The organism is Amycolatopsis sp. 3B14 (assembly GCF_050958625.1).
In the GTDB taxonomy this organism is placed as follows: Bacteria; Actinomycetota; Actinomycetes; order Mycobacteriales; family Pseudonocardiaceae; genus Amycolatopsis_E; species Amycolatopsis_E thermoflava.
Genome location: NZ_JBHZEN010000065.1, coordinates 37030 through 48505 on the forward strand (window position 1 = coordinate 37030; position 11476 = coordinate 48505).

An 11476-nucleotide genomic window follows, 5' to 3' on the forward strand; every position below is an offset into this window, starting at 1 on the left:
GGGTCACGAGCCGTTGCCGGTCTGGTCCTCCTCCTCGGTGCTCAGCGGACGGGTGCGGGACGTGCCGCCGAAACCAGGCGCGAGGTCGGCCGGGTTGGGCGTGTCGTTGTCGGCGTTCGGCCCGCCCTGCGGCGGATCGGACTCCGGGATGCCCGGCGCCGACTCCGGCTGGTTGTTCGCGTTGCCGTTCATGGGAGCCTCCCATCGGTGATCCGGTCGGATTCCCGCCGGCCGGCCGCCCAAACGGAACCGTCAGCCCTTGCGGCCCGGGTTCGCGACCGCCGTGGTGAGGCAGAACCCGATCGGCCCGGCGGTGTCGTGCAGGGTGCAGTGCCCGACGGCGATCCCGTCCTCGCTGAGGTGACCCGAGGACTCCAGCCCGATGGCGTCCGACAGCGGCAGCCGGCTCAGCGACAACGTGTAGTCGGCGTTGATGAAGTCCAGGCTCTCGGCGCCGGCGTGGGCGAGCGGGCTCGCGCTGTCGGCCGCCAGCGCGGCCCGCACGAACGGCGACAGCGCCTCGCCCGCGACCAGTTCCCGCGACTCGCGCAGCCACGCCCGGCGCCGCCCCGTTCCACGGCCGGTGCGCAGCGGCTGGTTGTGCTCGTCGAACCGCCAGATCGACCAGCCCTGTTCCCGTGGCTCCCACAGCTCCTCGGGCGGCGGCGCGTCCCAGGCCGGGGTGGCCGGAACGGGCGCGGCGGGCTGCTCACCGCTGCGCAGCAACACGGCCGTCGCACGCGCGACGAGCCCGTTCGCGCCGTGCACCAGTGCGTCCGCGACCCGGATCCGGCGCCCGTCGCGCACGAGCGCGGTCTCGACGCGCACCGGGGCGAGCGGCGCGTTGCGGAAGAGGTCCACGGTCAGCCTGCTGAAGTGCAGGCCCGGCGCGGCCTGCTCGCGTTCCAGCGCCCGCGCGGCGAGCCCGCCCAGCAGGCGGCCGTGGATCATCGCCGGGTTCCACCAGCTGCGCGCCACCGGATCCGGCGCCAGCTCGTCGCCGTCGGCGGTGAAGAACGCCTGCTGCTGCTCGGTCTGGGCCACCGGCTGATCTTAGGTGTTGTCCGGGCGTTGTCAGCTCCGGCGAGTGCGCGAGGTGCCGCGATCGACGAGACCGCCGCGGGCGGTGGCCGGCGCGCGCGCCGCGGCCCGTACTCCTGGGCGCCTCACTCGCACCGGTGATCCGGGTCGCGAATCGGTCACTTCCGCCACGCGCGGGTGGCCCGTCTGTTTGGATCACGCCGGTCAAGTCCGATCGGAAGGTTCCCATGACGTACCCGCCCCAGCCGGGCCAGTACCCGGCCGCGCCCCCGCCCTACCCCGGCGACCAGTACTCCCTCCGGCAACCGCCCAGTGGTGGCACCGCGATCACCGCCGGGGTGTTGGCCATCCTCGGCGCCCTGTGGGGCGTCGTCATCGGGATCATGAACTTCGGCGTCGTCGACGACGTGGTCGAGGACCTCAAGTGGCTGGTGATCTTCCAGGGCACGGTGTACCTGCTCGAGTTCGCCACCCTGCTGCCCGGCGCGATCCTGCTGTTCCTGCGCAAGCCCGCGGGCCGCTGGCTGGTCGCCGCGGGCAGCGCGCTGCACATCGCGCAGGGGCTGGTCGCGTTGGTCGTGCTGTCCTCGGACGACCGGTTCACCAGGGACCTCGACAGCGCGACCGCGATCGGCGGTGGTTTCGGCGGCCTGCTGGTCGCGCTGTCGCCCGCGATCGCGACGCTCGTCCTGGCGCTGGTGCCGCTCACCGGCCGCTGGTGCGAGTGGGGCAAGCGCCCGCCGCAGCAGCCGGTCCCGTACCAGGCGCCGCCGCCGGGTTACGGCCCGCCGCCGCAGCAATGGTGACTTCGCCGGAAAAATAATCGGGCGAGTAGTCGATCCGGCTCGGGTTCCTTCGACGTGTTGGTGACAGCAACTTCGGAGGAAGGATCGATCATGGCTCGCATTCCGGTTTCGCAGACCCACCTCACCCCCGTCGTCCTGGGCGTCGTCCGCATCGTGGTCGGACTGTTGTTCGCCTTCCACGGGCTGCAGGGGTTCGGCGCGTTCGGCGGCATCGACGGACAGGGCGGCGCCGCGCCGCTCGGGGCGTGGCCGGCCTGGTGGGCGAGCGTCATCGAGCTGGCAGGCGGGGTGCTGGTGCTGCTCGGCCTCGGCACCCGGGGCGCGGCGCTGATCTGCTCCGGCGCGATGGCCTACGCCTACTTCTCCGTGCACCAGCCGCTGGCCCTGCTGCCGCTGCAGAACATGGGCGAGACCGCGGCCCTGTACGCGTGGGTGTTCCTGCTGATCGCGGTCGCCGGGCCGGGCCGGTTCGCGCTGAGCGGCCTGCTGCGCCGCCGCGCGGCCGAGCGGGTGGAGCGCGTCCCGGCCGGGGTGTGAGTCAGGCGGGCTGCGGGGCCGGGTCCTCGTCGCGCAGCAGCGGCGACCCGGCCAGCAGCACGGTGCACCCGGCCAGACCACCGGCGGCCACCAGTTCCAGCGCGATCCACGGCCCGCCGCGGACGTGCTCCCCGAACACCAGCAGACCCCAGCCCAGCGCGACGAGCGGGTTGGCCAGGACGAGCCCGGGCTGGGCGGCGACGAGCCGCCCGGCCCGGAGTGCGGTCTGCAGCAGGAAGAACCCGGCAGGCCCGGCGACGAGCATCGCGTAGGTCTGCCACGCCTTGAACAACCCCGGCACGCCGCCCGCCGTGAGCGCCGCGGTCACCCCGGCCATGAGGACCGCGGTGAACCCGAACCACAGCCCCGCCGCGGCGCCGAGGAACGCCGCGCTGTGGGTGGTCTCGTCCCGCTTGCCCGCAACGAACAGCACGCCCACACAGGTGACCGTCACGGCGCAGCCGAGCAGCCACTCCAGCGCGGAGACGCCCCGGGCGTCCCCACCGCCGGGGGCGAGCGCGAACAGCAACAGCCCGACGGAGACGGCCATCCCGACCGCGGCGACCCAGTCCCGGACGCCGAGGCGGGTGCGGAAGACCAGCCCCGCCAGGACGAGCGTGACCGCCAGCTCGGACACCATGATCGGCTGGATGAGGACGATCGGCCCGGTCGCGAGCGCCGCCGCCTGCAACACGAGCCCGGTGAGCATGACGACGACCCCCGCGACCCACACCGGGGTCCTGACGAGCCCCTTGAGCGCGCCGACGTCGAGGTCGCTGCCCTGCTGCCTCCGCGCCCCGGCCCGCTGCAGGACGGCACCCGCGGCATTCGCGACGGCGGCGAGCACCGCCAGCAGCACGGTCAACACAACATCACGGTGACACGGGCGCGAGTGGCGCGCACGGCAGCGGTTGCGGGCGGGTGAGCTGCGCAGAGGGGCCGGGGGAGCTGGGGGAGAGCTGGCGGGAAGGGGTGGTGGGGCGGGTTCCCGGCGGTGCCGCGGATGCCGCCGGAGGCGGCGGGCCGCGACGGCGCCGGGCCGTGAGGGTGCGAGGGCTGTGGCTGTGCCGCGAGGGTGCGGGGGCGGGCAGGCCGCAAGTTCCGGGGGCGCAAGGGCGCACGACCGGAGGGGTGCACGGCTGAGCGGACGGGCGGGGCGCCAAGTGCAGGGCGCCTGCGGTTATAGCTCGCCGACCTCGCGGTGACGGCTACAGACCAGCCACGTGCGGGACGGCTGTGGGAGGAACCAGCCTCGTCAGCCGCCCAGTTGTGTGGCGCTCAGTGTGTTCAGCACGCGCTCCGGCCCGATGCCCACGGCCTCCGCGCGCACCGTCCCGTTCCCGAGCCAGTCCAGCTGCCCCGGCGCGTGCGCGTCCGTGTCGATGGTGAACACGCAGCCGATCCCGGCGGCCATCGCGAGCAGGTCGTCGGGTGGGTCCATGCGTTCCGGGCGGCAGTTGATCTCCACCGCGGTCCCACTCTCACGACAGGCCTCGAACACCCGCTCGGCGTCGAACTGCGACTGGGGGCGTCCGCGGCCCATCACCATCCGCCCCGTGCAGTGCCCCAAGACGTCGACCAGCGGGTTCCGCACCGCCGCCAGCATCCGCTCGGTCATCGGCTCCGACGGCATCCGCAGCTTCGAGTGCACGCTCGCCACCACCACGTCCAGCCGCTCCAGCAGGTCGTCGCGCTGGTCGAGCGAACCGTCCTCGAGGATGTCGACCTCGATGCCCGTCAGGATCCGGAACGGCGCGAGCTTCTCGTTCAGCTCCGCCACCACGTCGAGCTGCCGCAGCAGCCGCTCGGCCGACAGCCCGTTCGCCACCGTCAGCCGCGGCGAGTGATCCGTCAGCGCGATCCACTCGTGCCCCAGCGCCCGCGCTGCCTCGGCCATCTCCTCGATCGGGCTGCCGCCGTCCGACCAGTCCGAATGGGTGTGGCAGTCGCCCTTCAACTCACCCCGCAGCCCCGACCGGTCCGGCTCCGGGGCCTCCGCGAGCAGTTTCGCCAGGTAGTCCGGCTGCTCGCCGGCGCACGCCTGCTCCACCACCTGCGCGGTCGCCGGACCGATGCCCGGCAGCGCCTTCAGGGTGCCGAGCCGGACCCGCTCGGCCAGCTCGTCCGGCGGCAACCCCGCCACCACGGCCGCCGCGCGCCGGAACGCCCGCACCCGGTAGGTCGGCGCGCCCGCGCGCTCCAGCTCGAACGCGATCTGCCGCAAAGCCTGTGCCGGGTCCACGACACCACACCTACCGCGCCGCGGCGCGGTTCGCACGTCAGGCGCCGGTGACCCCGTCGACGCCCTCGCGCAGGAAGTCGGCGTGCCCGTTGTGCCGGGCGTACTCGTGGATCATGTGCAGCATCACCGCGCGCAGCGACACGTCGGCGCCCCAACGCGGCGAGTGCACGACGAGGTCGAGCGAATCGGCCGCCGCCTCGATGCGCCGGGCGTGCTCGACCTCGGCCTGCCACGCCGCGAACGCCTCCGACCGCGTGGACTCCCGCGCGTCGTAGGCCACCTGGAAATCGCCCTCGTCCGACCACACCAGCGGCAGCTCCGCCTCCCCGTTGATCGTCCGCCGGAACCACGCGCGCTCCACCTCGGCCATGTGCCGCACCAGCCCGAGCAGCGACAGCGTCGACGGCGGCATGGACTGCTTGCGCAGGTCCGCATCGGACAGTCCGTCGCACTTCCAGGCCAGCGTGGCGCGGTGGTAGTCGAGGTGGGCGCGCAGCAGTTCGCGCTCACCGCCGACGGTCGGGATCCCGGGACGTTCGGTGGGCATGACGCGGAAGCGTACCTACCGGCGCGGCACCTTGATCCCGTACTGCGCGATCTTGCGGTACACCGTGGCGCGGCTCATGCCCAGCATCGACGCCACCTGCGCGGCCGTCGTGCCCGGTTTGGTCAGGCAGCGCACGATTTCGTCGCGCTCCACGGCCTCCATCCGCGTCAGGCGGCGGCCGGGGCTGGTGAACACCTCCGGCGGCAGGTGCCGGGTATCGACGACATCAGCCCGCGACACGGCCTCGCGCACCACCTGCCGCAGCTGGCGGACGTTGCCCGGCCACGGGTAGGCCGTCAGCGCCCGCGAGGCGGCCGGCGTGAAGGTGACCGGGCGGCCGCGGCTCTCCCGCGCGAAGTGCCCGGCCAGCGGGAGGACGTCGTCCGGCCGGTACCGCAGCGCCGGCACCTCGACGACCGTGTCGACCAGGGCCCGCAGCGCGTCCGGCACGCCCGCGTGGTCGGCGGCCGTCAACACGAACCCTCCGCGCGCCGAGGCGAACAGCGCGGCCAGCTCCTCCGCGGCGTAGGCGGGCAGCGCGTCGGCGCCGGAGAGGATCACGCACGTGTCGGCCTTGCCCACCTCCGGCGTCCACAGCGCGAGCCACGACGCCGCGTCCTGCGGCGCGGGCGGCCGGGCGTTGAGGACGCGTTCCCGCGGGCGCACCGACCGGCGGGCCATCGACGCCAGCGCGGCCTTCCCGCTGCCCGGCTCGCCGGTCACACACACCACACGGCCGTGCTCCATGGCCGTGCGGGCTTCGGCGAGCGCGTCGGACCAGGCGCCGGACAGGTTCGCCGCGACGTCGGGCAACCGGTCGGAGTAGACGTGGAAGACCTCGCCACGCGGACTGGGCGGCGCGAGGTGGCCGTGCGACCGGGCGAGCATCAGCGCGGCCGTGTTGCCCGCCGCGGCCTGGGCCAGCGCCAGCAGCAGTTCCTTCGACGACCTCGACCATGTGGTGAGGTTGACGCTGCCGATCAACCGGTTCGTGCCCGGCTCCAGCACCGGCGCGGCGGCGCAGGTGTAGCCCCACAGGCCCGTGCAGTAGTGCTCCTCGGCGGACACCAGTGACGGGGCGCGGTCGGCCAGCGCGAGGCCGAGCCCGTTGGTGCCGGCGTCGCGCTCCGCGTAGGAGAAGCCCGGTGCCAGGTGGACCCGGTCCAGCGAACGGAGGATGGTGCTGTCGTCGCACAGCCGGCTCAGCACCAGGCCGTCACTGTCGGTCAGCATCAGGCTGACCGGTTCGTTGGCCAGGGTCGTGTGCAGGCCGGAGAGCACCTCCTGACCGCACTCGAAGAACAGCGAATCGTGGTCGACGGTGCCGGTGAACGCCGGCCGCACCGTCTCCGGTGACACCCCGTACTGCCTGCTGCGCTGCCAGGACGCGGCCAGCCGGGGCGGCAGGACCGCCCGCTGATCCACCATCGGCGACCTCCCGTCCGCATCGTTGCGTCTTCCGGCGAGGCTACCGCGCCGTGCCGGACAGGCAGGTCGTCCGACTGTCTCATATTGAGACTCCACGGGGGCCCGCCGCGGCGTCCGGCTACCTACCGTCACCGGTGCACGTGCCACGGTCGCCACGTCGGAAGGACCCGGACTGATGTACACCAAGGACGGCGAAAGCTACTTCATCGTCGACGCCCACATCGCGCTGTGGGACGCCCGCCCGGAGAACCAGCGCAACATCCACGGCAAGCAGTTCATCGACTGCTTCTACGACTACCACCGCAACCTCAGCCCGGAGTCCGAGGTGTGGCCCTACGAGGACTACCTCTACCAGGGCGGCGTGCGCCTGATGAAGGATCTGTTCGAAGACGGCTACGTGGACCACGCCATCTTCCAGCCCGCTCACCTCGGCGCCTTCTACGAGCGCGGCTTCGGCCAGACCGAGGAAGCCTTCGCCCTCACCCAGGCCCACCCGGACAAGCTGACCTACAACCACTTCTGGGACCCGCGCTTCGAGCAGGCCGGGCTGGACCAGCTGCGCCGTGACGCGGAACGCTTCGGCCTCAAGGGCGTCAAGCTCTACACCGCCGAATGGCAGGGCGACTCCCGCGGGTACAAACTGGACGATCCGTGGTCCTACAAGTACCTGGAAGCCGCGCAGGAACTGGGGATCCGCAACATCCACGTCCACAAGGGACCGACGATCCGGCCGCTGGACCGGGACGCCTTCGACGTCGCCGACATCGACAAGGTCGCCACCGACTTCCCCGACCTGAACTTCGTCGTCGAGCACTGCGGCTTGCCGCGGCTGGAGGACTTCTGCTGGATCGCCACGCAGGAGCCCAACGTCCACGCCGGACTCGCGGTCGCGATCCCGTTCATCCACACCCGACCGCGGTACTTCGCGCAGATCATCGGCGAACTGCTGTACTGGCTGGACGAGAACCGCATCCAGTTCTCCAGCGACTACGCGCTCTGGACGCCGCGGTGGCTGGTCGAGCGGTTCGTCGACTTCCAGATCCCGGAGGACATGACCGAGTACGCGCCGCTGACCACCGCGCAGAAGAAGAAGATCCTCGGGCTCAACGCCGCCGCGATGTACGACATCCCGGTGCCCGCCGAGCTGCAGCTCCCGCGTGAGGAGCCGCAGGCCGTGGCGGTGGCGTGATGGTCACCGAAGCGCAGGCCCGCCGCGCGCTGGACACGGTGATCGACCCGGAGCTGGACGAGCCCATCACCGACCTCGGGTTCGTGCGGTCCCTGGAGGTGTACGGGTCCGCCGTGACCGTGCACCTGCGGCTGCCGACGTCGTTCTGCTCGCCGAACTTCGCCTACCTGATGGCCTCCGACGCCAAGGACGCGCTGTCCGCGCTGCCGGGCGCCGGTGAGGTCGCGGTGTTCCTCGACGACCACCACGACTCGGACCTGATCAACCGCGGGCTGGCCGCCGACGCCGGCTACCGCGGCACCTTCGGGCACGAGGCCGAGGAGAGCCTGGCGGAGCTGCGCGCCACGTTCCGCCGCAAGGCGCACACCGCGGCGATGGAACGCGTGCTCACCGCGATGCTGCGGGCAGGCCTGCCCGAGGACGGGCTGCACGACGTCGTCCTCGGCGACCTGCCGCCCGGCCCGGCGACGACCGCGCTGCTGCGCCGCCGCGAGGCGCTCGGCCTGAGCACCGAGCCGTCGGCGTTCGCGCTCGTCGACGACGACGGCAACCGCTACCCGCGCGAGGAAGTGCCGTTGCGGCTGCGGTTCGCGCGGTCCATCCGCATCTCGATCGACGGCAACGCCCATTTCTGCCGCGGCCTGCTCCGGACGCGTTACCCGGAGTCGGCGGCGGACCAGTCACCCGTGAAGGAGAAGGTGTCGTGAAGGCAGTACAGGTCGTGGGCTACCACGAGAACCTGCGGATGACCGAGGTGCCGGAACCGGAGGTCACCGGGCCCTGGGACGTGATCGTGAAGATCGGCGGGGCCGGCGTGTGCCGCACCGACATCCACATCCTGGAAGGGCAGTGGGCCGAGAAGTCCGGCGTCACCCTGCCGTACACGATCGGCCACGAGAACGCCGGCTGGGTGCACGCCGTCGGCAGCGCGGTCACCAACGTCGCGGAAGGCGACAAGGTCATCGTGCACCCGCTGATCACGTGTGGGCTGTGCGCGGCGTGCCGGGCCGGGGACGACGTGCACTGCTCGGCGAGTGCGTTCCCGGGCATCGACACGCACGGCGGGTACGCGGAGTACCTGAAGACCTCGGCGCGCAGCGTGGTGCGCATCGACGATTCGCTGGAGCCGGCCGACGTCGCCGCGCTGGCCGACGCCGGGCTCACCGCCTACCACGCGGCGGCCAAGGCGGCGCGGCGGTTGCGGCCGGGGAACCGGTGCGTGGTGATCGGCGCGGGCGGGCTCGGGCACATCGGCATCCAGGTGCTCAAGGCCCTGACGGCGGCCGAGCTGATCGTGGTCGACCGCAACCCGGACGCGGTGAAGCTGGCCGTGTCGATCGGCGCCGACCACGGGGTCGTCGCCGAGGGGCGGCAGGTGGAGGAGGTGCTCGACCTGACCGGCGGCGCCGGGGCCGAGGTGGTGCTGGACTTCGTGGGGGAGGGCGGCGCGACGCGCGACGGCGTCGGGATGCTGCGCCGGGCCGGGGACTACCACGTGGTCGGGTACGGCGAGAACATCGACGTGCCGACGATCGACATCATCTCCACGGAGATCAACTTCATCGGCAACCTGGTCGGTTCCTACACCGACCTGTGCGAGCTGATGGTGCTCGCGGCGCAGGGCAAGGTGCGGCTGCACACCACGAAGTACCCGCTGGAGCGGTTCCAGGACGCGATCGACGACCTCGATGCGGGCCGCATCCGGGGCCGCGCGATCCTGACGCCCTGATGCGCGCGCTCCCGTTCGTGCGATGCTGTGCGCAGGCTCGCACGAACGGGAGCGCACCATGGACCGCGACGAGATCGACGACGACGTCTACGAGCAGCTGGACGCATCGGACACATTGGACACCAGGGGTCCGGCCGACCCGCTGGACGAGGGCTACTCGGCGGCGGAACGGCCGTGGGCCACGCAGGGCTGGGGCACGACGGCGCGCGAGGAGGCGACGGGGGAGGAGCTGTCCGCGCGTCTGGCGCGCGAGGTGGCCGAGTCCGGCGCCGACGAGGGCGACGGCCTGGGCGACGCGTACGACACGGACGGCGAGCTGCTGGACGACGAGGTCGGCGACTCGCGGACCGGCCGGCTGATCGCCCTGGCCGACGGCGAGGCCGAGGTGGACCTCTACGCGCGCGACATCGGCATCGACGGAGCTGGCGCGTCGGCCGAAGAGGCCGCGATGCACACGATCCAGATCGACGAGCGCTGAGCGACGCCCCGCCTAGGAGTCTGACGGCGCGTCCGGGAAGTCCCGCTTCGCCGAAGCCGGCGACGGGCACGTGGGATCTCCGGCCGGCCGGTCCGGGCGGGCAGTTGTCAGACTGACGCCCGCGCCGGGCGGCGGCGTTGGCGGGTCGTCACCGCGGCCTGGTCCACCACCGGGGCGTCGCGGTACTTCAGAATCCCCTCGACGCCGAGCAGGAACGTTTCGCAGACCGCGGCCGGGTCGGCGAGGCAGCCCGCGGCCATCGCGCCGTCTCGCAGCATGACGAAGTGGCGGGCGTGCGGCTCGGGGTCGGTCTCGCCGGTGTCGGCCATCAGCTCGGTGATCGTGTCGAGGAACCACTGCCGGTGGGTCAGGACGGCGCGGTGCACCGGGTGGTCGGGCGCGGGGTACTCGGCGGCCGCGTTGAGGAAGGCGCACCCGCGGAACCCGTCGGAGCGGATGCCCTCGGCGATGGTCCCGGCCACCGCGCGCACCGTGTCGGCGGGGGAGTGCCCGGCCTGGCGCACGGTGTCGATCTGGGCGCGGATCAGGTCGTCCGCCCCGGTCAGGTAGGCGACGACCAGGTCGTCCTTGCTCGGGAAGTGCCGGTACAGCGTCGCGCGGGTCACCTTCGCCTCGGCGACGATCCGGTCGATGCCGACCGAGTGCAGCCCTTCCGCGTAGAAGAGCCGGCTGGCTGTCCCGAGCAGCCGGGATCGTGCTTCCGACACCCTCTCACCTGCCTTCCGCTCACCCCGAGTGTACGGGGAGAACGTTCGGTCTTGCCAAACAGACGTAGATAGAACGATCGGTCTTGACACGCCGGCGGTACGGGCCTCATCCTTGTCGCAGATAGAACGTTCGGTCTCGTGGTAGTGCGACCGAACGACCAGGCCTGTGAAGGGATCATCGTGACCACTGTCGGCACACCCGCGGCAAGCGGGATCGCCCGTGCTCTGCGCCGGTTGTACTTCGCCCGGTTCGCGTTCGCCATCGTCTGGGCGATCCTGCTGTTCCTCACCACCAAGTCCGGCCTCTCGCCGGCCGGCGCCGCGCTGGTGGTCGTGTACCCCCTGTTCGACGTGGCCGCGGCGGTCGTCGACGCCCGCTCGTCCCGCGCCACCGGGGCGGCCCGCGGGCTGTACGTGAACATCGGGATCAGCCTGCTCGCCGCCATCGGCGTGGCGATCGGCAGCGCTTCCGGGGCGCCGGCGGTCCTGGTCGTGTGGGGCGTGTGGGCCATCGTCGCCGGGCTCGTTCAGCTGGTCGTGGCGCTCGTGCGCCGCCGGATGGGCGGTCAGTGGCCGATGATCCTCAGCGGCGGCATCTCCGTGCTGGCCGGCATCAGCTTCGTCGTCGGAGCCGGCGGCGCCGACTCGTCGCTGTCCACAGTGGCCGGTTACGCGGTGCTCGGCGGCATCTTCTTCCTCGTCTCGGCGCTGCGCCTGGCCCGCTGATCCCGGTGCGCCGGCCGGGTGGACG

Annotated in this window: 14 protein-coding genes; 7 read left to right on the forward strand and 7 right to left on the reverse strand. The window is 72.4% G+C overall.

The annotated features are described in order from the left end of the window. Positions 1-3: 3 nt before the first annotated feature. Both ACCP09_RS32160 and ACCP09_RS32165 read right to left on the reverse strand, forming a co-directional pair. Positions 4-192, reverse strand: coding sequence for a hypothetical protein (locus ACCP09_RS32160; RefSeq protein WP_020416152.1), 189 nt, complete (start codon positions 190-192; stop codon positions 4-6). A gap of 60 nt (positions 193-252) precedes the next feature. Next, positions 253-1044 carry an acyl-CoA thioesterase domain-containing protein gene (locus tag ACCP09_RS32165; protein ID WP_433752494.1) on the reverse strand — a complete coding sequence of 264 codons (792 nt, stop codon included), beginning with the start codon at positions 1042-1044 and terminating at the stop codon, positions 253-255. 224 nt (positions 1045-1268) lie between these two features. On the opposite strand from ACCP09_RS32165, the gene ACCP09_RS32170 reads away from it, so the two are divergent. Together ACCP09_RS32170 and ACCP09_RS32175 are read left to right on the forward strand one after the other, a co-directional pair. After that, positions 1269-1847 (forward strand): hypothetical protein, encoded by a 579-nt coding sequence (locus ACCP09_RS32170; protein WP_433752496.1) that lies wholly within the window; start codon positions 1269-1271, stop codon positions 1845-1847. Between the two features lie 90 nt (positions 1848-1937). Next, positions 1938-2384, forward strand: coding sequence for a DoxX family protein (locus ACCP09_RS32175; protein WP_123685996.1), 447 nt, complete (start codon positions 1938-1940; stop codon positions 2382-2384). Position 2385: 1 nt separating this feature from the next. Here the strand turns inward: ACCP09_RS32175 and ACCP09_RS32180 are convergent, their stop codons facing one another. The 4 genes from ACCP09_RS32180 to ACCP09_RS32195 form a co-directional block, all read right to left on the reverse strand. Continuing rightward, positions 2386-3252 (reverse strand): DMT family transporter, encoded by an 867-nt coding sequence (locus ACCP09_RS32180; RefSeq protein WP_433752498.1) that lies wholly within the window; start codon positions 3250-3252, stop codon positions 2386-2388. 387 nt (positions 3253-3639) lie between these two features. Further along, complete coding sequence (locus ACCP09_RS32185) at positions 3640-4626, reverse strand: PHP domain-containing protein (protein WP_027928812.1); 987 nt, start codon at positions 4624-4626, stop codon at positions 3640-3642. Between the two features lie 37 nt (positions 4627-4663). After that, on the reverse strand, positions 4664-5173 hold the full coding sequence (locus ACCP09_RS32190) for a DinB family protein (protein WP_378364434.1): 510 nt from the start codon (positions 5171-5173) through the stop codon (positions 4664-4666). Positions 5174-5188: 15 nt separating this feature from the next. Further along, on the reverse strand, positions 5189-6601 hold the full coding sequence (locus tag ACCP09_RS32195; RefSeq protein WP_027928814.1) for a GAF domain-containing protein: 1413 nt from the start codon (positions 6599-6601) through the stop codon (positions 5189-5191). A gap of 175 nt (positions 6602-6776) precedes the next feature. On the opposite strand from ACCP09_RS32195, the gene ACCP09_RS32200 reads away from it, so the two are divergent. Genes ACCP09_RS32200 through ACCP09_RS32215 form a run of 4 tightly spaced genes read left to right on the forward strand, consistent with a single transcriptional unit; the run spans position 6777 to position 9997 of the window. Next, positions 6777-7790, forward strand: coding sequence for an amidohydrolase family protein (locus ACCP09_RS32200; RefSeq protein WP_378332371.1), 1014 nt, complete (start codon positions 6777-6779; stop codon positions 7788-7790). Further along, positions 7790-8497: an iron-sulfur cluster assembly protein gene (locus tag ACCP09_RS32205; protein WP_433752501.1), complete on the forward strand. Its 708-nt coding sequence runs from the start codon at positions 7790-7792 to the stop codon at positions 8495-8497. The genes ACCP09_RS32200 and ACCP09_RS32205 overlap by 1 nt, the downstream gene beginning before the upstream one ends. After that, positions 8494-9519 (forward strand): NAD(P)-dependent alcohol dehydrogenase, encoded by a 1026-nt coding sequence (locus tag ACCP09_RS32210; protein ID WP_433752503.1) that lies wholly within the window; start codon positions 8494-8496, stop codon positions 9517-9519. Before ACCP09_RS32205 ends, ACCP09_RS32210 begins: the two co-directional genes overlap by 4 nt. A gap of 58 nt (positions 9520-9577) precedes the next feature. Further along, the gene (locus tag ACCP09_RS32215) at positions 9578-9997 is read left to right on the forward strand and encodes a DUF5709 domain-containing protein (RefSeq protein WP_037323159.1); all 420 of its coding nucleotides are present in this window, start codon (positions 9578-9580) and stop codon (positions 9995-9997) included. 107 nt (positions 9998-10104) lie between these two features. On the opposite strand, the gene ACCP09_RS32220 is transcribed toward ACCP09_RS32215, so the two are convergent. Continuing rightward, on the reverse strand, positions 10105-10725 hold the full coding sequence (locus tag ACCP09_RS32220) for a TetR/AcrR family transcriptional regulator (RefSeq protein ID WP_433752505.1): 621 nt from the start codon (positions 10723-10725) through the stop codon (positions 10105-10107). 180 nt (positions 10726-10905) lie between these two features. On the opposite strand from ACCP09_RS32220, the gene ACCP09_RS32225 reads away from it, so the two are divergent. Then, positions 10906-11451, forward strand: coding sequence for a hypothetical protein (locus ACCP09_RS32225; RefSeq protein ID WP_433752507.1), 546 nt, complete (start codon positions 10906-10908; stop codon positions 11449-11451). Positions 11452-11476: the final 25 nt, after the last annotated feature.

Excerpts from the sequence above, each read along its gene's own strand:
- ACCP09_RS32195 (WP_027928814.1), bottom strand. The coding sequence starts at position 6,601 with ATGGTGGATCAGCGGGCGGTCCTGCCGCCCCGGCTGGCCGCGTCCTGG.
- ACCP09_RS32160 (WP_020416152.1), bottom strand. The coding sequence starts at position 192 with ATGAACGGCAACGCGAACAACCAGCCGGAGTCGGCGCCGGGCATCCCG.
- ACCP09_RS32215 (WP_037323159.1), top strand. The coding sequence starts at position 9,578 with ATGGACCGCGACGAGATCGACGACGACGTCTACGAGCAGCTGGACGCA.
- ACCP09_RS32205 (WP_433752501.1), top strand. The coding sequence starts at position 7,790 with ATGGTCACCGAAGCGCAGGCCCGCCGCGCGCTGGACACGGTGATCGAC.
- ACCP09_RS32170 (WP_433752496.1), top strand. The coding sequence starts at position 1,269 with ATGACGTACCCGCCCCAGCCGGGCCAGTACCCGGCCGCGCCCCCGCCC.
- ACCP09_RS32175 (WP_123685996.1), top strand. The coding sequence starts at position 1,938 with ATGGCTCGCATTCCGGTTTCGCAGACCCACCTCACCCCCGTCGTCCTG.
- ACCP09_RS32200 (WP_378332371.1), top strand. The coding sequence starts at position 6,777 with ATGTACACCAAGGACGGCGAAAGCTACTTCATCGTCGACGCCCACATC.
- ACCP09_RS32190 (WP_378364434.1), bottom strand. The coding sequence starts at position 5,173 with ATGCCCACCGAACGTCCCGGGATCCCGACCGTCGGCGGTGAGCGCGAA.